Here is a 21823-nt window from a genome sequence, read left to right as displayed (position 1 = left end):
CGATGGGCCATGCTTATATCAGCAACCGCCTCGGCCCCGAACAAACGCTGCTGCAGCATGTGGGCTTCCACGAGTTGGTGGCGATGCTCAAGTTCAGCCAATGCATCTTTGCGCAGGCCGACGGCGTCCTGCGCCGCACCCTGCTGGGAGCGGCCCGCCGGCTGCGCTCCCAGGAACAGGCGCCGCCCGCCGGGGGCAGCCAGGACGGGACGCGCGGCGCGCGCCGCATCGCACTGCAATGGTGGAGCCTGGCGCGCGGACGCCGCTGGCCGGCGCCGCCCGGCCACGACCGCGGGGCGCCCAGGGTGGGCATCGTCTCGACGGTGGGCATGCTGGCCAATGCGCTGGCGCTGGGCGGCCACGATCTGTACATCAGCGAGATAGGCGGGCGCCGCGCGGGCGGCGCCGCGCCAGAGGTCGCCGTATTCGCGCCGCTGGCCAGCCCGGCGCAGGGCCATGGCGAACCGGAATGGCGCGTGCTGGTCGATACCCGGGCGCTCATGACCGGCATCGTGCTGCCCGACGATGCGCCGCCCTCCTTTCTGGCCCTGGTCCGCACGGTGGTGCAGGAACATCTGTGGATTCCGGTGGACACCTGGACGCGCACGGCGCTGACCGAATGCTGCCTCGATCCGGGCGAGGCGCTGGCGAGGTAAGCGCAGCGGCGGCGGCGCCCGTCAGCGACCGTGGCCGGCCGCCGGCGCGTCGCCGAACTTCTGCAACAGGCCGATCAGCAGCGGACGGATATTCTGCAGTTGCTCGAGATGCGCCGTCGCCAGGGCCGCGAGCGTGCGTTCGGCCTGGGGCGTCAAGTGAAGCAGTACGCGGCGGCCGTCGTCCGGATCCGGCTGGCGGACCACCATGTGCGTCTGCACCAGGCGGCTGACCAGTTCGGCCGCGGTGTGGGACTTGATGCACAGGCGCCGGGCCAGTTCCGTGACGGTCAGCGGGCCGCGGCTGGCTTTCATCGCCAGCAGGGCCTGGTGCTGCTGGGGCGCCAGGCCATGGGCCTGGGCCTCGGTCTCGCCGTACAGGGCGAAACGGCGCAGTTCATGCCGGAAATCGGCCAGGGCGGCGAAATCGGCGGGCCGCAGCGCCGGGGCGGCGCCATGGGAACCGGGGTCGGGGAACGTCAGGGCATCCATTACCCTGTCGATGGTACGCATACACCCCCGGCAACGGACATTACGAAATCATTAATTATTGGCAATGTTCCGCCGCGCGGGGCGGGCCATGGCGCGCTACGTTAGAATGCGCCGCTACGGGCCTTGCCTATACGGGAGGTAAACATGTGGCGCTGCCTGATCGTCGAAGACGACGCCGACAATGCCCACTACATCGCCAACGGGCTGAAGGAACTGGGCTACGACCCGGTGATCTGCGTCGACGGACCGACCGCGCTGCAGCGTGCCACCAGCGAACGCTGGGACGCGATCATCCTGGACCGCATGCTGCCGAACGACGTCGACGGGCTGTCGATTCTCTGGTCCCTGCGCGCCCTGGGCCGCAAGACGCCAGTGCTGGTGCTCAGCGCCCTGACCGCGCTGGACGAGCGCGTGCGCGGCCTGAAGGCCGGCGGCGACGACTACCTGACCAAGCCGTTCGCCTTTCCGGAACTCGCCGCACGGGTCGAGGCGCTGATCCGCCGGTCGTCGTCCGGCTACGACCAGCGCCAGTTGACCGTGGCGGACCTGACGCTCGACCTGGTCAGCGGGCAGGTCATGCGCGGCGGCCGCAGCATTGCCTTGCAGCCGCGCGAATACAAGCTGCTGGCCTACATGATGAACAACCCCGACCAGGTGCTGACCCGCACCATGCTGTTGGCCACGGTGTGGGGGTACCACTACGACCCGCAGACCAACGTCATCGATGTGCACATCAGCCGGCTGCGCCAGAAGATCGACAGCGATGCCGAGGTGCCGCTGATCCACACCGTGCGCGGCGTGGGCTATTGCCTGTCGGCGCGGGCCGACGCGGGCAGCCGGACCCGCCCATGATGAAGCGGCTCGGCGGCATGCTGCGCAGTGTCTGGAGCTCCGTGGCCTTCCGGCTCACGCTCAACTACAGCATCCTGGCCCTGCTGACCTCGCTGGTGTCGCTGTTCTTCCTGTATACCCAGAGCGTCAAGATCCTGGAGTCCCAGTTCTCGCGGCAGGTGCAGATCACGGCGCAGCGCATGAACGCGCACTTCGAGCAAGGCGGCCTGGCCGGCCTGGCGCGCGAGATCTCGCTGGAAATGGCCGACCACGTCAATACGGACACGGAGATGTTCATGCTGCTGGATCCGGTCGGCCGCATGCTGGTGGGCAACATCGCCTGGGATCCGGGCGACGCGCCGCTCAACGGCAGCGGCGTGATGCGCTCCGTGCTGCTGCGCGGCCAGCCGGTGCACGGCTACCTGGTGGCCCGCAAGCTGCGCGACGGCTCGACGCTGATCATCGGCCACGACCTGCGCGACCTGTACGACCTGACCGACCTGATCCGGAAAGTGAGCCTGGCGGCCACCGGCGTCATCGCCCTGCTGGTGTTGCTGGGCGCGGCGCTGTTTCGCCGGGTGCTGCAGCGCCGTGTCGAGATCATCCGCCAGACCGCCGCGCAGATCGGCGCCGGCGAACTGGGCCAGCGCATTCCCGCGCATCCGCGCCAGGGCGAGTTCGCGCTGCTGTCCAGCGACATCAACCGCATGCTGGATCGCATCGAGCTGCTGATGAACGGGGTTCGCAATGTCTCGGACGCCGTGGCGCACCATTTGCGCACGCCGTTGACGCGCATGCTGGCGCGCCTGCGCACCATCGACTGGGAAACGGAATCGCGCGAGCAGATCCGCAAGTCGGTCGACGGCCTGGCGGCCGAGCTGGAGGACCTGGTCAAGGTCTCGGAGAAACTGCTGCAGATCGCCGAGCTGGAGTCCGGCGCGCGGCGCAAGCACTTCGAACCGGTGCGCCTGGATGTGATCGCGCGCGATGTGGCCGACCTGTACGAGGCGGTCGCCGAGGACAACCAGGCCGCGCTGACGTTCGAGTCGGCCGGCACCGCGCCGCTGCACGGCGATCCCGACCTGCTGGCCGGCGCCATCGCCACGCTGGTGGAGAATGCCCTGAAGTATGCCGGGCAAGGCGCGCGCATCCGCATCGAGACCGCGCAGACAGCGCGCGAGATCTCGCTGACGGTGGCTGACAACGGGCCGGGCATCGCGCCGGAGAAGCTGCACCGCATCGGCGAGCGCTTCTATCGCGCGCACCGCCATGTGCCCGGTTACGGCCTGGGCCTGGCGACCGTCATGGCGATCGCCCGCCTGCACGGCGGGCGCCTGGAACTGGCGAATGCCGACCCGGGGTTGCGCGCGTGCCTGCGATTCCCGCGGGGCTCGGCGCCCGGCCCTTCCTGAGCCGCCGGGTTCGCCGGCGGCACGGCCCGGCGGCGGCGCTCAGGGCGCCAAACCGGGCAGCAGCGCGCCGAGCGCCGCGCAGCCGGCCACCACCAGCCAGGGCGGCAGTTTCCACGCGGTCAAGGCGGCCAGCGCCAGCAAGGCCAGCGCGAAGTCCGCCGGCCCCAGGATGGCGCTGGTCCAGACCGGCTGATACAAGGCCGCCAGCAGCAGACCGACTACGGCCGCATTGATGCCCGCCAGGGCTGCGCGCGCGCGGCGGTCGCGGCGCAACGGCTCCCAGAAGGGCAGCGCGCCCGCGACCAGCAGGAACGATGGCGCGAAGATGGCGGCCAGGCACAGCATGCCGCCCAGCCAGCCGGAGGGCGCGCCCTGCAGCGACGCGCCCAGGAAGGCGGCGAAGGTGAACAGCGGCCCGGGCACGGCCTGGGCGGCGCCGTAGCCCGCCAGGAATACGTCGTTGTCGACCCAGCCGGGCGGCACGACCTCGCTCTGCAACAGCGGCAGGACGACGTGGCCGCCGCCGAACACCAGCGAACCGGCGCGGTAGAACGCATCGGCCACCTGCAGCGCGTGGCTGGAGAACGCGCCGGCGGCCAGCGGCAGGCCGGCCAGCAGGATGACGAACAACAGCAGCCACACCGCCCCGGCGCGCCGGCTCATGGCGATAGGCAACGCCTCGTGCGCCTGATGCGACGCCTGCGGCAGCCACAGCAGGCCCGCCAGCCCCGCCGCGACCAGCACACCGACCTGGGCCCAGGCCGCCGGCAACAACAGGACGCAGCAGGCCGCGGCCGCCATGATGCCGATGCGCCGGCCGTCGGTGCACAGGCTGCGCGCCATGTTCCAGACGGCCTGCGCCACCACGGCCACCGCCACGATCTTCAGGCCGTGCAGCAAACCGGGCGGGAGCGCCTGGCCATAACGCGACACCCCGAGCGCAAGCAGGATCAATGCAATGGCGGACGGCAAGGTGAATCCGGCCCAGGCGGCCAGCGCCCCGGCGTAGCCGGCGCGCGACAGCCCCAGCGCCATGCCGACCTGGCTGCTGGCGGGCCCGGGAAGAAACTGGCACAGCGCCACCAGGTCGGCGTAGGCGCGCTCGCTGAGCCAGCGGCGGCGCGCCACGAACTCGGCATGGAAATACCCCAGGTGCGCCACGGGGCCGCCGAACGAGGTGAGCCCGAGGCGCAGGAACACCAGGAACACGGCCCATGGACGGGCGTCGCGCGCGGGGGAATCGATCATGAATGGGTATCCTTCGATGACGGGCTCGCCGCGCGATGGTAGCCGAAACCGGCGCCCCGCTGGGCCCGCCGTGGGCCCGCCGCCACAGATGTATCGGGCACGCGGCAGCCGATGCTACGATGCGGCCATGTGCGCCGGCGGGCCTGTCCGCCGGCCCAGGCCTTACCGGAGCACCCGCGTGATACTTGAATATCTGAAGCTGGTCGGCCTGGGCCTGGTGGCCCTGCTGCCCGTGGCGAATCCGCTGACGAGCGCCACCCTGCTGCTGGCGCTGAGCAAGGGCTATACACGCGACGAACGCAATCGACAGGTCGACCGGGCGACGATCTACGTGGCCGCGATCATCCTGGTGTGCTTCTATGCCGGCAACGCCATCATGTCAGGGTTCGGCATTTCGATCCCGGGGCTGCGCATCGCCGGCGGCCTGATCGTGGCGTACATCGGTTTTTCCATGCTGTTCCCCGACGCGCAGACCGAGGCGCAGGCCCAGGTGGAGATGGCGCCGGACGAACCGCGCGTGCAGGTGGACGCCGCGCATGGCAACCTGCGCCGTGCGCCGCGCGACATTTCCTTCATTCCGCTGGCGCTGCCCGGCACCGCCGGGCCGGGGACCATCGCGCTGATCATCAGCGGCGCCTCGACCTTGCACGGCCATGACGGCCTGCAGCCGATCCATCACCTGGTGGTGCTCTCGGTCACGGCGCTGGTGGCGCTGATTTTCTGGATCTGCCTGCGCAGCGCCGAACGGGTCGTGCGCGTGCTGGGCGAATCCGGCGTCGACGCGATGTCGCGCATCATGGGGTTCTTGCTGATCTGCATGGGCGTGCAGTTCTGCATCGACGGCATCTTCGAATTGCTGGGCAAGGCGCTGCCCGCCTGACGCGCCCCCCAGGCTACCGGCGCGGCGGCCCGAGCAGGGCCAATGCCGCGCGCACCATGCCTTGCAGCAGCTCGGGTTCGGGCCGCGCGCGCGCCATGACGCGCACGCCCATCAGCAACCCCAGCAGCAGCCGCGCCAGGTCGTCCGCCGATTGGTCCTGCGCGATGGCGCCGGCCTGCTGGCCGGCCGCCACGCAGCGGCGGAAGAACGCTTCCATGCGCGCCAGCACCTCGGCCACGACCTGCTGGAACTCGGCATCATGCGGCGCCACCTCGAGCGCCGAGTTGACGATCATGCAACCCTTGCGCTGCTGGTCGGCCAGCGAGTGCTCGACGATCTCGGCGAAAAAAGCGGCAATGGCCTCGCGCGGCGGCAGATGCTCGACCCGCCGCGCGCGGGCCGCGAAACGGTTCTCGACGTAGTGATCGAGCGCGCGCCGGTACAACGCCCGCTTGTCGCCGAAGGCGTTGTACAGGCTGGCGCCGGTAATCCCCATGTGGTCGGCCAGCTCGCGCACCGATGTCGCCTCGTAGCCATGGCGCCAGAAGCAGCCCACGGCGGCGTCCAGCGCTGCCTGCTCATTGAATTCCCGCGGCCTGGCCATGATGGCTCCTTGTATGTCGTCCCGGCGGAGTTGCCCGGGCGGTCTGCTTGCCGTATTCTAGATCAATCGATCTAGAACCCTTTCGCGCCTGGAGACAACCCATGATCCGCTTTTACTTCCATCCCACCCCCAACCCGGCGAAAGTCGCCTTGTTCCTGGAAGAGGCCGGGCTGCCCTACGAGGTGGTGCCGGTCGACACCAGCAAAGGCGCCCAGCATGCGGCGGAATTCCGCGCCGTCAACCCGAACGGCAAGGTGCCCGCCATCGTCGACACCGAGGGGCCGGCAGGCCGCGAAACCCGGGTATTCGACTCCAGCGCCATCCTGCTCTACCTGGGCGACAAGACCGGCCGCTTCGTCGGGTCGCCGGCCGATCGCCCGGAACTGCTGTCGTGGCTGTTCTTCATTGCGTCGGGCCTGGGCCCGTTTTCGGGCCAGGCGGTGCATTTCCAGTATGCGGCGCCGCAGGGCAACGAGTATGCGGTGAACCGCTACCGGCGCGAAGCCGAACGCCATTACCGCGTGCTCGACGATCGCCTGGCGGGCCGCGATTACATCGTGGGCGACGCGTATTCCATCGTCGACATGTCGGGCTGGGGCTGGCTGGACCGGGCTTCGCGCGTGATGAAGGACGAAGCGGACCCCTTGGCGCCATATCCGAACATCAAGCGCTGGTTCGCGGCCATCGACGCCCGGCCGGCCGCGGCGCGTGCGCGCGAAGTCGGCAAGGAGCATGACTTCAAGCGCGTGAACGACGACGAAACCAAGCGCGCGCTGTTTCCGTCGAATTATCCGGAACTGTCCGGCTGGGCGCGCGGCTAAAGCGTGGGCGGCTCGATCCAGAAGAAGCGTTCTCCTTGCTGGATCATGTCGGCCACGCCCTGGGCTTCCATGCGGAAATCGGTGCCCATGAGCGTGGCCCCGCCGTCGTCATGGATATGAATGATGGCCAGCGGGTCGTTCTCCATGGTGTACCAGTAATAGCCGGGCTTGAGATCGTGGATTTTGGTTTGCATCGACTCGGTATGAAAAACGCTGTCTCGGACAGGCCAGTATATTGCAGCGTCTGGCGCGCGCGCCGGGTTTGCCGCAAACCGGCCCGCCTTGGTATATGAATGTAACCAGGCGTGCGTCACGCACCGCGGCGCCAGAAATTTCAGATGATTTCGGCAGCGGCTTTCCCCTGGCGAAAGCTCTTATTGCGATGCAACAGGCGACCCCGGCCGCAGGCCGGCCGTGTTGCGGATTGTCGCCATTGCAGCAGCTTCGTTCACGTTCTGCCGCCTAAAAGCCTCGACAATAGGCTCGTCTCATCAACTCGGCTGCTTGCGCAGCAAGGCAGGCTCACATGAAAAAATGGTTCATTGCCGGAATTGGCGCCGCAGGGCTGCTGATTTCCAGTGCCGCCATGGCGCGCGTCGACATCGGCGTATCCATCGGCATCCCGGGCGTGATCTACCCTGCCCCCGTGTATGTGGCGCCCCAACCCGTGTATGTCGCGCCGCCGCCCCCGGTGTATTACCACCCGGCCCCGGTGTATCGTCCGCGCTACGTCCGCCCGGCTCCCGTGTACTACTACGGTGGCCGCCACTGGGACCGCCACGGCCACAAGCACTGGAAGCGGCATGGCCACCGCCATCACCGCCACGACGATTGACCGACACGTGCACGGGCGGCCCATCCGCCCGGCTTCACGAGGCTGCCGCGAGGCAGCCTTTTTTTGTGCCCGGCGGTCCGGGCTGGACATGCCCTCGGGGCGGTCCGCCGCCGCAGAGCGTGGATGCCGGCGCGATAAGGCGCCGGCGCGTCAGTCTTCGCGGCGCAGGCGCGCAGCGGCGACCGGCTCCGCGGCCGGCGCGGACGGCTGCGGCGCGGCCGCGACACGGACCTGCGGGCTGGGCCAGCGGCGCGGCACGCTGGCCGAACGCCACCAGCCGTTATGCGGACGCATGCGAGAACTCGGGTTCACCATTGAAGCGTACTCCGTTGATGCCGTGGAATATCTGCCGGCTGCTCTGCTCGGCTTCGGTACGGGTTGCGAACGGCTGCTGGCCGGGCACGAGCCAGCTTTTTTCGGGAGCGGTCGCTCCGACGCGGCGGGTCCAGATCCGCACGCGATAGCCTTGCGTCTCGTCTTCAACGACATCGCAACGCACACGAAAATCACCGATCATTCTGGAATCCATGTTGGGCATTCTCCACACGTTCATTGACGTAAAAACCCGCCTGCGGCGTGCCGCGCATATTGTGCCCTAAAGATGCGGCCCTTTTTTATGCGAACACATTTGCTGACAATGACGCGGAAATGACGGCAGCATAACGACGCGATAAGACAAGAATATGGCGACGCATAAGAACAAAGCCCTCTTGCGAGGGCTTTGCCGGGGCGGGAAAGGGACGGTTCAGGGCTGCAAGACTGTGAGCCCGCCCATATAGGGCTGCAGCACCTTCGGGACGCTGATGCTGCCGTCGGGTTGCTGGTGGTTTTCCAGTACGGCCACCAGGGCGCGGCCCACCGCCAGGCCGGAGCCGTTGAGCGTGTGCACGAACTCGGGCTTGCCCTGGGTGCCCCGGAACCGGCCCTGCATGCGGCGCGCCTGGAACGTTTCGCAATTCGACACCGAGGAAATCTCGCGCCAGGTGTTCTGGGCCGGCAGCCAGACCTCCAGGTCGTAGGTCTTGGCGGCGCCGAAACCCATGTCGCCGGTGCACAGCAACACCACGCGGTACGGCAGCTCGAGCAGCTGCAGCACGTGCTCGGCATGGCCGACCATCTCTTCCAGCGCCTGGTACGAGGCATCGGGATGGGCGATCTGCACCATCTCGACCTTGTCGAACTGGTGCTGGCGGATCATGCCGCGCGTGTCGCGCCCGCCGCTGCCCGCCTCGGAACGGAAGCACGGCGTGTGCGCGGTGAGCTTGATGGGCAGGTCGGCCGCGGCCACGATGGTGTCGCGGGCGACGCTGGTCAGGGTGATTTCCGAGGTGGAAATCAAGTACTGGTCTTCGCGCGCCAGCGGATTGCCGCGCTCGTCGAGCCGGGGCTCGTCCTCGTCGCCGCCCTTGGTCACGAAGAACATGTCGTCCTTGAACTTGGGCAACTGGCCGGTGCCGTAGAGGGTCGAGCTGTTGACGATATACGGCGTGTAGCACTCGGTGTAGCCATGCTGGCCGGTTTGCAGGTCGAGCATGAACTGGGCCAGCGCGCGGTGCAGCCGCGCCACCGGGCCACGCATGAACGAGAAGCGCGCGCCGGACAGCTTGGCCGCCGTGTCGAAATCCAGCCCCAGGGGCTCGCCCAGGGCGACGTGGTCCTTGGGCTCGAACCCCAGCGGCGGGGGGTTGCCGTCCGCGCCGGGCTGGCCGGGCAGCCAGCGGCGCACTTCGACGTTGTCGTCGGCCGACGCGCCCACCGGCACGCTGGCATGCGGCAGGTTCGGCACGGCCATCAGCAGGTCGTTGAGCGACTGCTGCACGCCCGCGAGCTCGTCTTCGAGCTGCTTCAGGCGGCCGGGAATGGCCTGCGATTCGGCCATGACCGCCGAGGCGTCCTGCCCCTGGGCCTTGAGCTGGCCGATCTGCTTGGCCAGCGCGTTGCGGCGCGCCTGCAGGGATTCGGTCTCGGTCTGGACCGCCTTGCGGCGCGATTCCAGTTCGTTGAACCGTTGGCTGTCGAAATCGACGCCGCGGCTTTTCAGGCGGTCTACGACGGTTTGCAGGTCTTTGCGCAGCAGTATCGGGTCTAGCATGAGCGATGGATTCAGGGTTGAAAGAGCGCGGCGGGCCGGAGCCTACCGCTTCTTGGCGCGTTCCTGGGCATCGAGTTCGCGCAGGAACGCCAGCTTTTGCTGGATTTTAGCTTCCAGGCCGCGATCGGTCGGCCGATAGAACGACGCCTTCAGGCCGTCGGGAAAATACTGTTCGCCGGCCGCGTAGCCATGCGGCTCGTCGTGGGCGTAGCGATAGGCCCGGCCGTGGCCGAGCTGCTTCATCAGCTTGGTGGGCGCGTTGCGCAGGTGCATCGGCACCGGCGCGCTGCCGTGCTCGGCGGCGAACTTGCGGGCCGCATTGTAGGCGTTGTAGACGGCGTTGGACTTGGCGGCGCAGGCCATGTAGACCAGCGCCTGGGCCAGCGCCAGTTCGCCTTCGGGCGACCCCAGGCGTTCGTAGATGTCGGCGCCGTTGAGCGCCAGCTCGGTGGCGCGCGGGTCGGCCAGGCCGATGTCCTCGACCGCCATGCGCACCAGGCGGCGCGCCATGTACTTCGGGTCGGCGCCGCCATCGAGCATGCGCGCGAACCAGTACAGCGCCGCGTCCGGGTCGGAGCCGCGCACCGCCTTGTGCAGCGCGCTGATCTGGTCGTAGAAGGCATCCCCGCCCTTGTCGAAGCGGCGCAGGTTCTGCGACAGCGAAGTCTCCAGCCAGGCGACGTCGACTTCGTCGCGGCCGGCGGCCTGCGCCGATTCGGCCACCACCTCGACCGCGCTGATCAGGCGCCGGGCGTCGCCGTCGGCCCAGGCCGCGAGCTGCACGCGCGCGTCGGGCTGGAAGCGTATCGCGGCTTCGGCCTCGCGGCCTTCGTTGAGCGCCTGGACGGCGCGCTCGATCAATTGCTCGAGCTCCTCGGCGCTGAGCGACTGCAGCACATATACGCGGGCGCGCGACAGCAGCGCCGAATTCACCTCGAACGACGGGTTCTCGGTGGTGGCGCCGATAAAGGTGAACAGGCCGCTTTCGACGTAGGGCAGGAAGGCGTCTTGCTGGGCCTTGTTGAACCGGTGCACTTCGTCGACGAACAGGATGGTGCGGCGGCCCTGGCCCTGCGCCACCTGGGCGGTGGTCACGGCGTCGCGGATGTCCTTCACGCCGCCCAGGACGGCCGAGATGGCGATGAACTGCGCATCGAAACCGTCCGCCATCAGGCGCGCCAGGGTGGTCTTGCCCACCCCGGGCGGGCCCCAGAAGATCATCGAATGCGGACGGCCGGACTCGAAAGCGACGCGCAGCGGCTTGTCGGGCCCCAGCAGGTGCGACTGCCCGACCACTTCGGACAGCGTGCGGGGCCGCAGGCGTTCGGCCAGCGGCACATAGGGCCGGTGAGCCGGATCGGCGGCGAACAGATCGTTGCTCATGACGGAATGGCGAAAAGCCGCGAAAGCGGCCAAAACAATCATTACACCATGGGGCGCGCGACCCTGCCGCCCAGCCTGCGGCCCGGGGCGGCGTAGGGGTAACTCCCAAGTGCGTCATGTAAATTATTTTCATGATAATCGCCAAACTTGCCTTATTAAGTAATTTTTTTACGGAGAGGCGCATGGCCACTTCCCCGCTTTCCCCTGCCCCCGCCGACCCGCCGCTGGACGCCGACGGCAAGGGCCTGGGCGCATTCCCGCCCGGCTGTACGGTGGCGCAGGCGCCGGCCCTGGGCTGGAACCTGCTGGAAGAAGACGTCAGCCTGCCGGTGGCGGTGCTCTACGAGGCACGCGTGCGGCACAACCTGCAGTGGATGCAACGCTTCATGGAAGCGTATGGCGTCAAGCTGGCGCCGCACGGCAAGACGACCATGAGCCCGGCGCTGTTCCATCGCCAGCTCGCCGCCGGCGCCTGGGGCATCACGCTGGCCACCGCGCCGCAGGCCCACGCCGCCTACCGCCATGGCGTGCGGCGCGTGCTGATGGCCAACCAGCTGGTCGGCCGCGCCAACATGGCGCTGGTGGCCGGGCTGCTGCGCGACCCGGGCTTCGACTATTGGTGCCTGCTCGATTCGGCGGCCAACGCCGCCCAGCTGGGCGCCTATTTCTCGGCGCGCGGCCTGCGGCTGCCGGTGCTGATCGAGCTGGGCGTGCCCGGCGGGCGCACCGGTGTGCGCGACGAGGCGCAACTGCAGGCGGTGCTGGCCGAACTGGCGCGCTGGCCGCAGGCGCTGGCGCTGGCCGGCATCGAGATCTACGAAGGCGTGCTGCAGGACGAGCAGCGCATCCGTGCCTTTCTGCGGCGCGCCGTCGACACGCTGCGCGCCCTGGCGGCCGGTGGGCGGCTGCGCGGCGACGGCCCGGCGCTGCTGTCGGGCGCGGGCTCGGCCTGGTTCGACGTGGTGGCGGAGGAGTTCTCCGGCCTGGACATCGGCATGCCGCTGGAAATCGTGCTGCGTCCGGGCTGCTACCTGTCGCACGACGTCGGCATCTATCGCAGCGCGGCGGAACGGATCGCCGCCCATAACCCGGTGGCGCGCCGGCTCGAGCCCGGCCTGCTGCCGGCCCTGCAAGTGTGGGCCTACGTGCAGTCGCTGCCCGAGCCCGGGCGCGCCATCGTCGGCCTGGGCAAGCGCGACGCGGCGTTCGACGCCGGCCTGCCGGTGCCGGCGGTGCAGCATCGCCCCGGCCGTCCGGCGCCGCTGCCGGCCCCCGCCCACTGGAAACTGACCGCGATGATGGACCAGCACGCTTTCATGGACATCGATGCGGACGACGACATTCAGGTCGGCGACATGGTCGCCTTCGATATTTCCCATCCCTGCCTGACGTTCGACAAATGGCGGCAGGTCTTGCTGGTCGATGAGCAGTACCGGATCACGGACGTGGCGCCCACTTGTTTCTGAATGCCGCGCGTGTCGTAGCCCCACCTGGAGACAGAACCATGAAATTGCGTATCTTCCGGCGCCGTGGCGCATTGCCGGGCCTGCTGGCCGCCGGCGCCATCGGCCTGACCGCGCTGGCCGCCCCGGCGCTCTGTGCGGCGCCGGTCAAGGGCGGCACGGCAGTGATCGCCACCATCGGCGAACCGCCCACCCTGGACCCCATGGCCAGCACCGCCGACCTGGTGGGCATCCTGACCCAGCACATCTTCGAAACGCTGTACACGTTCGACGCCAAGTGGAACACCACGCCGCTGCTGGCCGAGCAAATGCCCCAGGTCAGCGACGACGGCCTGACCTACACTATCGCGCTGCGCCAGGGCATTACCTTCCACGACGGCTCGGCCATGGACTCGGCCGACGTGGTCGCGTCGCTGAAGCGCTGGACCGAAACCGCCTCGCGCGGCAAGCAGGCCGCCAAGCTGATCGCCGCCATCGAGGCGCCCGATGCCCACACCGTGCGCATCGTCCTGAAGCAGCCCTATGCGCCGCTGACCGCCTTGCTGGCCATGAACAACAGCGCCGCGGTAGTGATGCCGGCCGAGAAACAGGCTACGCCCCTGAAGGAGGTGGTCGGCACCGGCCCGTACCAGTTGAAGGCGCGGGTGCCGGACCAGTACATCCAGCTGGTGCGCTATGACGGCTACCAGCGGCGCGCCGGCGAGCCCGACGGCTATGGCGGCGCGCGCATGCAGTACCTGGACGAGATCCGCTTCGCGCCGGTCAGCAACGCCAACACCCGGGTCGAGAGCGCGGCGGCGGGCCAGTACGACTATGTGGATGCGCTGCCGGTCGAATCGGCCGCCAAGCTCAAGGACAGCCGCTCCGAGCCGATGCTGCTCAAGCCGTTCGGCTGGCCGCGCCTGGTGCTCAATACCCGCCAGGGCATCATGGCCAGCCTGCCGGCCCGCCAGGCCGTGCAGCGGGCCCTGAACGAGGAGGACATGCTGTATGCCGCGTTCGGCAGCAAGGACTTCTACAGCCTGAACGGCGACCTGTATCCGGCCGGCTTTCCGTGGGCCACGCAGCTGGGCGGCAAGGTCTACAACCAGGGCGATGTGGCGGGCGCCAAGAAGCTGCTGGACGAAGCCAAGGTGGCGGACCGCGCGCTGCGCATCCTGACCAGCCAGCAATACGAGTTCCACTACAAGATGGCGCTGGTGGCGGCCGAGTACCTGAAGATGGCCGGCTTCAAGGTCGACCTGCAGGTGGTGGACTGGGCCACGCTGACGCAACGCCGCCAGGACCCGGCCCTGTGGGATATCTTCATTACCCACAGCCCGTTCCTGCCGGAGCCGGCGCTGATCGATTTCCCCTCCAAGGATTCGCCGGGCTGGTGGGACACGCCGCGCCGCAACCAGGCGCTGGATGCCTTCAACCAGGCACGCAACCCGGAAGAGCGCCGCGCGCGCTGGGCCGAGGTGCAACAGGCGGTGTTCGACGAAGTGCCGTTCATCAAGGTGGGCGACTTCAATTCGCTGGCCGCCCGCTCGCCCGCGCTGCAAGGCGTGGCGCCGACGCCGTGGCCGTACTTCTGGAACGCCTGGAAGGCCAAGTAGTGCCAACCCGCCAACCGGAGAGGACGCGACCGTGCTGCGCTACCTGTTGAATCGCCTGGTGGGGCTGGTGGCGGTGATGTTCATCGTCGCCACCATCGTATTCGTGATCCTGCGCATCACGCCGGGCGATCCGGCCGCCGTGATGCTAGGCCCGCAAGCCAGCCAGCAGGACATCGACGCGCTGCGCGCGCGCCTGGGCCTGGACCAGTCCCTGCCGGCCCAATATGCCGCGTGGCTGGGCCAACTGGCGCGCGGCGACCTGGGCCAGTCCATCTTCCTGGACAAGCCGGTGCTGGCGGCGCTGGCCGACCGCGCCGAGCCGACCTTCTGGCTGACGCTGATGTCGCTGGCAATCGCCAGCGCCATCGCGCTGCCGGTCGGCATTCTGTCGGCGGTGCGGCGCGGCACGGCACTGGACCAGTCGGTGGTGACCTTCTCGATGTTCACCTCCAGCATCCCCAGCTTCTGGCTGGGCCTGCTGCTGATGCAGATTTTCTCCGTCAAGCTGGGCTGGCTGCCGGTGGCGGGCTACGGCGGGCCGGACGCGGGCATCGCCACCCGGCTGTCGCACCTGATATTGCCGGCCATCGTGCTGGGGTTGGTGAATTCCGCCCTGATCACGCGCTTCATCCGCGCCAGCATGCTGGACGTGCTGCGCGACGACTATGTGCGCACGGCGCGCGCCAAGGGGCTGCCGGAACGCAAGGTGATCCTCAAGCACGCGGTGCGCAACGCACTGATCCCGATCCTCACGGTGTTGGGCCTGACCACCGCCCTGCTGGTCAGCGGCGCGGTGGTCACCGAGACCGTGTTCGGCCTGCCCGGCGTGGGCAGCCTGGTGGTGTCGGCGGTGCTGCGGCGCGACTACCCGGTGATCCAGGGCGCGCTGCTGGTGATCGCGGCGATCTACGTGCTGATCAATCTGTTCATCGACCTGCTCTATCTGGCGGTCGACCCGCGGGTGCGCTACTGACATGACTATCGCGACTTTCTCCGGCGGCGGCGCCGAACGCTGGCAGGCGCTGCGCCTGCTGGTGGCGCGCCGGACCGTGCTGATCAGCCTGATCGTGCTGGCCGTGCTGGTGGCGGCGGCCGCGCTGGCGCCGTGGATCAGCCCGTTCGACCCCTACAAGCTGTCCATCATGAACCGCCTGCAGGCGCCCGGGGCGACCCACTGGTTCGGCACCGACGACTTCGGCCGCGACGTCTTCAGCCGGGTCATCCACGGCGGGCGGCTGTCGCTGCTGGTCGGCTTCCTGGTGGTGCTGCTGTCCAGCGTGCTGGGCATCGCGCTGGGACTGGTGGCCGGCTTCTTTCGCGGCGCCGACAAGTTCGTGTCGCGGCTGATCGACGCCATGATGGCGTTTCCCGACATCCTGCTGGCGATCGCCCTGGTGGCGGCGCTGGGGCCGTCGCTGCTGAATGTGGTGATCGCGCTGGGCATTGTCTATGCGCCGCGGCTGGCCCGCATCGTGCGCGCCTCGACGCTGGTGATCCGCGAACTGCCGTTCGTGGAAGCGGCCCGCGCGCTGGGCGTGCCGACGCGGCGCATCGTAGTCGTGCACGTGCTGCGCAACCTGGTCTCGCCCATCCTGGTGCAGGGCACCTTCATCTTCGCCTATGCCATCCTGGCCGAGGCCGGCCTGTCGTTCCTGGGCGTGGGCGTCTCGCCCGAGATTCCCACCTGGGGCACCATGATCAACGCCGGCCAGCAATACATGGGCTCGGCGGACTGGATCATGGTGTTCCCCGGCATCGCCATCGTGCTGTCGGTCATGTCGCTGCAACTGGTGGGCGACGGCCTGCGCGACGTGCTGGATCCGCGCCTGCGCAAGGAGCTGTAGACATGACCGCGAGCCAACGCGACATCATCCTGGCCGTGCAGGGGCTGAAAACCTGGTTCCACAGCCGCGACGGCGTGGCCAAGTCGGTCGACGGCGTCACCTTCGACCTGGCGCGCGGCGAAACGCTGGCGATCGTCGGCGAGTCGGGCTCGGGCAAGTCGGTGACCAGCCTGTCCATCATGGGCCTGTTGCCCAAACCGGCCGGCCGCATCGAGGCGGGCAGCATCCGCTTCCGCGACCGCCGCGGCGCCGAGCACGACCTGGCGCGCGCCACGCCCGCCACGCTGCAGGCGATCCGGGGCGCGGAAATCGCGATGATCTTCCAGGAGCCCATGACCAGCCTGAACCCGCTGTACACGGTGGGCGACCAGATCGCCGAGGCCGTGCTGCAGCACGAAGGCGGCTCGCGCGCCGCGGCGCTGCGGCGCGCGCGCGAGATGCTGGAGCGGGTCGAGATCCCGGCCGCGGCGCGGCGCATCGGCGAATACCCGCACCAGATGTCCGGCGGCATGCGGCAGCGCGTGATGATCGCCCTGGCATTGGCGTGCAATCCGTCCGTGCTGATCGCCGACGAACCCACCACCGCGCTCGATGTCACCGTGCAGGCGCAGATCCTGGACCTGCTGCGACGCCTGCAGGCCGAGTCCGGCATGAGCATCCTGTTCGTGACCCACAACCTCGGCGTAGTGGCGGAAATCGCCCATCGCGTGGCCGTCATGTATGCCGGCCGGGTCGTGGAGGACGCCACGGTGCACGACCTGTTCGAACGTCCGTCGCATCCCTACACGCGCGGCCTGCTGTCGTGCATTCCCACGGCCGCGCTGCTGGCCGCCCGCGAGCGCCTGCGGCCCATCCCCGGCAACGTGCCCAGCGTGCTGGACCTGCCGCCCGGCTGCACGTTCGCGCCGCGCTGCGCGCTGGCGGACACGGCCTGCGCGCGGACGGTGCCCGACCTGGTGGCGGTGCGGCCCGCGCACCATGCCCGCTGCATCAAGGTGACACCGCAATGACCGCTGCTCTTTCCACCGATTCCGGACCGCTGCTGCAAGTACAGGGGCTCACGGTGCATTTCCCGGCCGGCCGCGGCCAGGTGGTGCGCGCCGTCGAGGATGTGAGCTTCGATGTCCCGCGCCGGGCCATCGTCGGCCTGGTGGGCGAGTCCGGCTCGGGCAAGACCACCACCGGACGCGCGCTGCTGCGGCTGTTCGCGCCCACCGCCGGCCGCATCCTGTTCGACGGCGCCGACATCACCCGCCTGGACCAGGCGCGCATGCTGCCCTGGCGGCGCCGCATGCAGATCGTGTTCCAGGATCCGTACGCCAGCCTGAACCCGCGCATGACAGTAGCCGAGATCCTCGGCGAGGCGCTGGATACCCATGGGCTGGCGCGCGGCCGGCGCGCGGCCCGGATCGGCGAACTGCTGGAACGGGTCGGCTTGAACGCCGACCACCAGCGCCGCTACCCGCATGAGTTCTCGGGCGGCCAGCGCCAGCGCATCGGCATCGCGCGCGCCCTGGCGGTCGAGCCCGATTTCATCGTGGCCGATGAACCGGTATCGGCATTGGATGTCTCGGTGCAGGCGCAGGTGCTCAACCTGCTGCAGGATCTGCAGCGCGACCTCGGCCTGACCATGCTGTTCGTGGCGCACGACCTGGCGGTGGTCGACTATCTGTGCGACGAAGTCGTGGTGATGTACCTGGGGCGCGTCATGGAGCGCGGCCCCACGCGGCGCGTGTACGCCGCGCCGCGCCATCCATACACCCAGGCGCTGCTGTCCGCCGCGCCGGTGCCCGATCCGCGCGCGCCGCGTTCGCGTATCCTGCTCAAGGGCGAGATTCCGAGCCCGCTGGATCCGCCTTCCGGCTGCGTGTTCCGCACCCGCTGCCCGCACGCCGCGCAGGTGTGCGCCGGCGCCGTGCCGGCGCCGCGCGACCTGGGCGGCGGACACTACGCCGCCTGTGCGCGCCTGGACGAGATCCCGTCATGAACCAATCCTCTTCCCTCGGAACCCCCGGCATGCCCACTCCGCGCGACATCGTCTACCAGATCCGCAGCCGCCGCGACGGCCTGAGCGCCACCGAACGCAAGGTGGCCGACGCCATCCTGGACGATATCGCCGCGGCGGCCGGCGCGACGGTAGACCAGCTGGCCCACAAGGCGGGCGTCAGCATCGCCGCCATTTCGCGCTTCGCCCGCTCGGTGGGCTGCGACGACACGCGCGACCTGAAGGTCCGGCTGGCGCAGGCCAGCGCCGTCGGCGAACGCTTCCTCGACCCGGCCACGCCGGAAGAAAGCACGTTCTACGCGCGGCTGTACGCCGATATCGAGGCCACCTTGCGCGAGCACCTGCCGCAGTTCACGGAAACGCTGTTCGAGCAGGCGGCCGGCATTGTGCGCGACGCGCGCATGACTTACGTGTTCGGCATGGGCGGCGCCTCGGCCGTGCTGTCGCAGGAACTGCAGTCGCGCCTGGTGCGGCTGGGCTACGCCGTGGCGGCCTACAGCGATGCGGTGCTGCTGCGCATGGTGGCGGCCACGCTGGATGAACGCGACGTGGTGGTGGTGCTGTCGACCTCCGGCCTCACCCCGGAGATCCTCGCCGGCGCCCGTATCGTGCGCCAGTACGGCGCCCGCATGGTCGCGCTCACCGATCCCGGCTCGCCGTTGGCCGAGCTGGCCGACGTGGTGCTGCCCATCCGGACCGCCGAGACCGATTTCATCTACAAGCCGTCGTCGTCGCGCTACGCCATGCTGCTGGCCATCGACATCCTGGCCACGGAGCTGGCCCTGGCGCGCCAGGAAGCCACCCAGGAACGGCTGCGCCGCATCAAGCTGGCGCTGGACGAGTACCGCGGCGGCCCCAACCGGCTGCCGCTGGGAGACTGAGTCGATGTACGACACCCTGATCGGCGGCGTGCAGGTGCTGGACGGCAGCGGCGCCGCCGGCTTCCAGGCCGACGTGGCCCTGGCCGCGGGCCGCATCGCGGCGATCGGCCCGCTGGGCGCGGCCCCGGCGCGCGAGCATGTGGACGGCGCCGGCCTGGCGCTGGCGCCCGGCTTCATCGACGTGCACACGCACGACGACACCAACGTCATCCGCACGCCCGACATGCTGCCCAAGCTGTCGCAGGGCGTGACCACGGTGGTGGTGGGCAACTGCGGCATCAGCGCCGCGCCGGTGCGCCTGCGCGGCGAGCCGCCGGACCCGATGAACCTGCTGGGCGGCCGCGAGGCGTTCGCCTACCCGACTTTCGCCGGTTACGCGCGCGCCGTCGATGCCGCCCGGCCGACCGTCAACGTGGCCGCGCTGGTCGGCCACACCGCCTTGCGCAACAACCACATGGACCGGCTCGACCGCCGCGCCACGGCGGCCGAGATCGCGGCCATGCGGGCGCAGCTGCGCGAAGCGCTGGAGGCGGGCGCGATCGGCCTGAGCACCGGGCTGGCCTATGCATCCGCCCAGCATGCCGACACGGCCGAAGTGCAGGCGCTGGCGGCCGAACTGGACGCCTTCGGCGCCTTGTACACCACGCACCTGCGCTCCGAGTTCGCCGCCATCCTCGAGGCCCTGCAAGAAGCCTACGAGATCGGCCGGCAGGCCCGCGTGCCGGTGGTCGTCTCGCACCTGAAATGCGCCGGCGCCGGCAACTGGGGCCGCAGCCGCGAAGTGCTAGCGAGCCTGGACACCGCCGGCCGCTACCTGCCGGTGGGCTGCGACTGCTACCCCTATTCAGCCAGCTCGTCCACGCTCGACCTCCGGCAGGTCACCGACGAGTTCGACATCGATATCACCTGGTCCGATCCGCATCCGGACATGGCCGGCCGCAGGCTGGCGGACATCGCCGCGCAGTGGCAAGTGCCGCTGGTGGAGGCGGCGCGCCGGCTGCAGCCGGCCGGCGCGGTCTACCATGGCATGCACGAAGACGACGTGCGCCGCATCCTGGCGCACCGCCTGACCATGGTCGGATCGGACGGCCTGCCCAACGACCCGCTGCCGCATCCGCGCCTGTGGGGCGCCTTTCCGCGCGTGCTGGGCCACTACAGCCGCGACCTCGGCCTGTTTCCGCTGGCGCAGGCGGTGCACAAGATGACCGGTCTGTCGGCGGCGCGCTTCGGCCTGGCCGGCCGCGGCCTGGTGCGCGTCGACCATCATGCCGACCTGGTGCTGTTCGACCCGGCCAGCGTGGCCGACCGCGCCACCTACGCCGACCCGGCGCGGCCCGCGCAAGGCATCCTGGCGGTATGGGTCAATGGCCGGCTGTCCTATCGCGACGGCCGCCTCACCGGCGCGCGCGCGGGCCGCTGGCTGCCGCGCAGCGGCGACCTGCGGGCCGGCTTCGGCCGCTTTTCCTCTTCCACCCAGGAGACATCATGAGCAATACCCCGATCCCGGATGCCAACGGCATCATCCGCTACGGCGTGGCCGGCGGCACCGGCCAGGGCGGCCAGCACATGCCGTTCGCCCGCGCCGTGCAGGCCGACGGCTGGCTGTACGTGTCGGGCCAGGTGCCCATGCAGGACGGCGAGGTGGTCGACGGCGGCATCACGGCCCAGTCGCGCGCGGCCATCGGCAATGTGCTGCAGATCCTGCGCGAGGCCGGCTATGGCCCGGAGCACGTGGTGCGCTGCGGCGTCTGGCTCGACGATCCGCGGGATTTCGCCGCTTTCAACATGGTGTTCAGGGAGTACTTCGGCGACCATCCGCCGGCGCGCGCCTGCGTGGAATCGCGGCTGGTGATCGACGCCAAGGTGGAGGTGGACTGCGTGGCCTACAAGCGCCCGTAGCGCGGCCGGCCTCAGGCGCGCAATTCGCCGGCGAACCAGCGTGCCAGCAGTTCGTTGATCTCGTCCGCCGCCTCGTATTGCACCCAGTGGCCGGCGTCGGGCAGCACGCGCCACAACCGCCCGGGGCCGCCGGCGGCGATGGCGGGCGCCACCTCGCGGGCCGTGGCGGTGACGTCGTGCTCGCCCCACACCAACAGCACCGGCCCGCCGTACTGGCGCAGCGCCTGCACCATGCCGTTGCCGTGCGAGGCGGTGCGGCTGCGGAACCGGGTGGCCACGCAGCTGATTTCATGGACAGCCAGGGCCAGCTCGTCGGGCGCGTGCCGGTGCAGCATGAGCTGGTTGAGATTGTGCCGCAGCATGTCGCGCCGCTGCGCGGGCGTGGCGGCCTGCCGCCAGTTGCGCATGTCCAGCTTGCGGGGCCGGGGCATGCCATGCCCGCCCGAGCCCAGCAGGGCCAGCCGCGCCACGCGCGGCCGCCGGGCCGCCAGACGCGCCGCCATCAGGCCGCCGAACGAGAAGCCGGCCAGGCCGATGGCGGTATCGGGGCCCACCGCCCGGTCGAGCGTGGCCCGTAGCGCGGCGAGCAGGGGTTCCAGTTCGTCATCGCCGGTGGGCGGCGGCGCGGCGGCCGAATCCAGGTAGCCCGGCATGTCGGGCACCCAGACGGTGTAGCGGCGCGCCAGCGCCTCGATGTTGCGCACCCAGTGCAGCCAGCTGCCATGCCCGCCGTGCAGCAGCACCAGCGGCGCGCCGCTGCCGAGCGTGCGCCAGCGCACGGTGCCGTCCGGGCCGGGGATGTCGTGGTGGCCGGCCAGCGCGTCGAGCCGGGCGAGTTCGGGATGGGCGGGCGGCGCGCCGGGATTGGTCGCCATTACGCGG

General features: G+C 69.6%; 24 protein-coding genes. 15 read left to right on the top strand and 9 right to left on the bottom strand.

From position 1 onward, the window contains the following. The first annotated feature begins 2 nt into the window (after positions 1 to 2). Positions 3 to 656 carry a hypothetical protein gene (locus tag CAL24_RS05130; RefSeq protein WP_094805905.1) on the top strand — a complete coding sequence of 218 codons (654 nt, stop codon included), beginning with the start codon at positions 3 to 5 and terminating at the stop codon, positions 654 to 656. A 21-nt stretch (positions 657 to 677) separates the two neighbouring features. Here the strand turns inward: CAL24_RS05130 and CAL24_RS05125 are convergent, their stop codons facing one another. Further along, positions 678 to 1145: a MarR family winged helix-turn-helix transcriptional regulator gene (locus CAL24_RS05125; RefSeq protein ID WP_094805904.1), complete on the bottom strand. Its 468-nt coding sequence runs from the start codon at positions 1143 to 1145 to the stop codon at positions 678 to 680. 144 nt (positions 1146 to 1289) lie between these two features. Between CAL24_RS05125 and CAL24_RS05120 the strand changes: the two genes are divergently transcribed. Then, on the top strand, positions 1290 to 1997 hold the full coding sequence (locus tag CAL24_RS05120) for a response regulator transcription factor (RefSeq protein WP_094805903.1): 708 nt from the start codon (positions 1290 to 1292) through the stop codon (positions 1995 to 1997). Further along, the gene (locus tag CAL24_RS05115) at positions 1994 to 3388 is read left to right on the top strand and encodes a HAMP domain-containing sensor histidine kinase (RefSeq protein WP_094805902.1); all 1395 of its coding nucleotides are present in this window, start codon (positions 1994 to 1996) and stop codon (positions 3386 to 3388) included. The genes CAL24_RS05120 and CAL24_RS05115 overlap by 4 nt, the downstream gene beginning before the upstream one ends. Positions 3389 to 3427: 39 nt before the next feature. On the opposite strand, the gene chrA is transcribed toward CAL24_RS05115, so the two are convergent. Further along, a complete protein-coding gene (gene chrA / locus CAL24_RS05110) occupies positions 3428 to 4636 on the bottom strand; it encodes a chromate efflux transporter (protein ID WP_094805901.1) in 1209 nt (402 codons plus the stop codon). A gap of 178 nt (positions 4637 to 4814) precedes the next feature. Here chrA and CAL24_RS05105 point away from each other — a divergent pair, with 178 nt between their 5' ends. Next, entirely contained in the window at positions 4815 to 5516 is a 702-nt protein-coding gene (locus CAL24_RS05105) for a MarC family NAAT transporter (RefSeq protein WP_094805900.1), read from the top strand. 13 nt (positions 5517 to 5529) lie between these two features. On the opposite strand, the gene CAL24_RS05100 is transcribed toward CAL24_RS05105, so the two are convergent. Next, positions 5530 to 6120: a TetR/AcrR family transcriptional regulator gene (locus CAL24_RS05100; protein WP_094805899.1), complete on the bottom strand. Its 591-nt coding sequence runs from the start codon at positions 6118 to 6120 to the stop codon at positions 5530 to 5532. 101 nt (positions 6121 to 6221) lie between these two features. Between CAL24_RS05100 and CAL24_RS05095 the strand changes: the two genes are divergently transcribed. Next, on the top strand, positions 6222 to 6941 hold the full coding sequence (locus CAL24_RS05095; RefSeq protein ID WP_094805898.1) for a glutathione S-transferase family protein: 720 nt from the start codon (positions 6222 to 6224) through the stop codon (positions 6939 to 6941). Here the strand turns inward: CAL24_RS05095 and CAL24_RS05090 are convergent. Further along, on the bottom strand, positions 6938 to 7135 hold the full coding sequence (locus tag CAL24_RS05090; protein WP_038854091.1) for a hypothetical protein: 198 nt from the start codon (positions 7133 to 7135) through the stop codon (positions 6938 to 6940). The two genes, CAL24_RS05095 and CAL24_RS05090, sit on opposite strands and share 4 nt — an antisense overlap. 332 nt (positions 7136 to 7467) lie before the next feature. Between CAL24_RS05090 and CAL24_RS05085 the strand changes: the two genes are divergently transcribed. After that, positions 7468 to 7776, top strand: coding sequence for a virulence factor (locus tag CAL24_RS05085; RefSeq protein ID WP_028356533.1), 309 nt, complete (start codon positions 7468 to 7470; stop codon positions 7774 to 7776). Positions 7777 to 7926: 150 nt separating this feature from the next. Here CAL24_RS05085 and CAL24_RS24120 read toward each other — a convergent pair whose 3' ends face one another. The 4 genes from CAL24_RS24120 to CAL24_RS05070 form a co-directional block, all read right to left on the bottom strand. Continuing rightward, positions 7927 to 8070: a hypothetical protein gene (locus tag CAL24_RS24120; RefSeq protein WP_170947031.1), complete on the bottom strand. Its 144-nt coding sequence runs from the start codon at positions 8068 to 8070 to the stop codon at positions 7927 to 7929. Continuing rightward, positions 8057 to 8305: a hypothetical protein gene (locus CAL24_RS05080; RefSeq protein WP_094805897.1), complete on the bottom strand. Its 249-nt coding sequence runs from the start codon at positions 8303 to 8305 to the stop codon at positions 8057 to 8059. Before CAL24_RS05080 ends, CAL24_RS24120 begins: the two co-directional genes overlap by 14 nt. A 216-nt stretch (positions 8306 to 8521) precedes the next feature. Further along, on the bottom strand, positions 8522 to 9868 hold the full coding sequence (gene serS / locus CAL24_RS05075; protein WP_028356534.1) for a serine--tRNA ligase: 1347 nt from the start codon (positions 9866 to 9868) through the stop codon (positions 8522 to 8524). 42 nt (positions 9869 to 9910) lie between these two features. Then, positions 9911 to 11251: a replication-associated recombination protein A gene (locus CAL24_RS05070; protein ID WP_028356535.1), complete on the bottom strand. Its 1341-nt coding sequence runs from the start codon at positions 11249 to 11251 to the stop codon at positions 9911 to 9913. Positions 11252 to 11433: 182 nt separating this feature from the next. Between CAL24_RS05070 and CAL24_RS05065 the strand changes: the two genes are divergently transcribed. Genes CAL24_RS05065 through CAL24_RS05025 form a run of 9 tightly spaced genes read left to right on the top strand, consistent with a single transcriptional unit; the run spans position 11434 to position 20941 of the window. After that, the gene (locus CAL24_RS05065; RefSeq protein WP_028356536.1) at positions 11434 to 12717 is read left to right on the top strand and encodes an amino acid deaminase; all 1284 of its coding nucleotides are present in this window, start codon (positions 11434 to 11436) and stop codon (positions 12715 to 12717) included. Positions 12718 to 12755: 38 nt separating this feature from the next. Next, entirely contained in the window at positions 12756 to 14312 is a 1557-nt protein-coding gene (locus CAL24_RS05060; protein ID WP_094805896.1) for an ABC transporter substrate-binding protein, read from the top strand. A 31-nt stretch (positions 14313 to 14343) separates the two neighbouring features. Continuing rightward, positions 14344 to 15285, top strand: a complete 942-nt coding sequence (locus CAL24_RS05055; RefSeq protein WP_028356538.1) for an ABC transporter permease — start codon at positions 14344 to 14346, stop codon at positions 15283 to 15285. A gap of 1 nt (position 15286) precedes the next feature. After that, positions 15287 to 16156: an ABC transporter permease gene (locus CAL24_RS05050; RefSeq protein WP_028356539.1), complete on the top strand. Its 870-nt coding sequence runs from the start codon at positions 15287 to 15289 to the stop codon at positions 16154 to 16156. A 2-nt stretch (positions 16157 to 16158) separates the two neighbouring features. Continuing rightward, the gene (locus CAL24_RS05045; protein ID WP_094805895.1) at positions 16159 to 17166 is read left to right on the top strand and encodes an ABC transporter ATP-binding protein; all 1008 of its coding nucleotides are present in this window, start codon (positions 16159 to 16161) and stop codon (positions 17164 to 17166) included. Continuing rightward, positions 17163 to 18143 carry an ABC transporter ATP-binding protein gene (locus CAL24_RS05040; protein ID WP_028356541.1) on the top strand — a complete coding sequence of 327 codons (981 nt, stop codon included), beginning with the start codon at positions 17163 to 17165 and terminating at the stop codon, positions 18141 to 18143. Before CAL24_RS05045 ends, CAL24_RS05040 begins: the two co-directional genes overlap by 4 nt. 29 nt (positions 18144 to 18172) lie before the next feature. Continuing rightward, positions 18173 to 19042 (top strand): MurR/RpiR family transcriptional regulator, encoded by an 870-nt coding sequence (locus CAL24_RS05035; RefSeq protein ID WP_094805894.1) that lies wholly within the window; start codon positions 18173 to 18175, stop codon positions 19040 to 19042. A gap of 4 nt (positions 19043 to 19046) precedes the next feature. Then, the gene (locus tag CAL24_RS05030; protein ID WP_028356543.1) at positions 19047 to 20531 is read left to right on the top strand and encodes an N-acyl-D-amino-acid deacylase family protein; all 1485 of its coding nucleotides are present in this window, start codon (positions 19047 to 19049) and stop codon (positions 20529 to 20531) included. Continuing rightward, the gene (locus CAL24_RS05025; protein ID WP_094805893.1) at positions 20528 to 20941 is read left to right on the top strand and encodes a RidA family protein; all 414 of its coding nucleotides are present in this window, start codon (positions 20528 to 20530) and stop codon (positions 20939 to 20941) included. Before CAL24_RS05030 ends, CAL24_RS05025 begins: the two co-directional genes overlap by 4 nt. Positions 20942 to 20952: 11 nt before the next feature. On the opposite strand, the gene CAL24_RS05020 is transcribed toward CAL24_RS05025, so the two are convergent. Further along, on the bottom strand, positions 20953 to 21816 hold the full coding sequence (locus tag CAL24_RS05020) for an alpha/beta fold hydrolase (RefSeq protein WP_094805892.1): 864 nt from the start codon (positions 21814 to 21816) through the stop codon (positions 20953 to 20955). Between the last annotated feature and the right edge of the window lie 7 nt (positions 21817 to 21823).

The organism is Bordetella genomosp. 2 (assembly GCF_002261345.1).
Taxonomy (GTDB): domain Bacteria; phylum Pseudomonadota; class Gammaproteobacteria; order Burkholderiales; family Burkholderiaceae_B; genus Bordetella_A.
The sequence above is the reverse complement of the archived record's forward strand: the minus strand, read 5'-3'. Positions and strand labels throughout refer to the sequence as shown.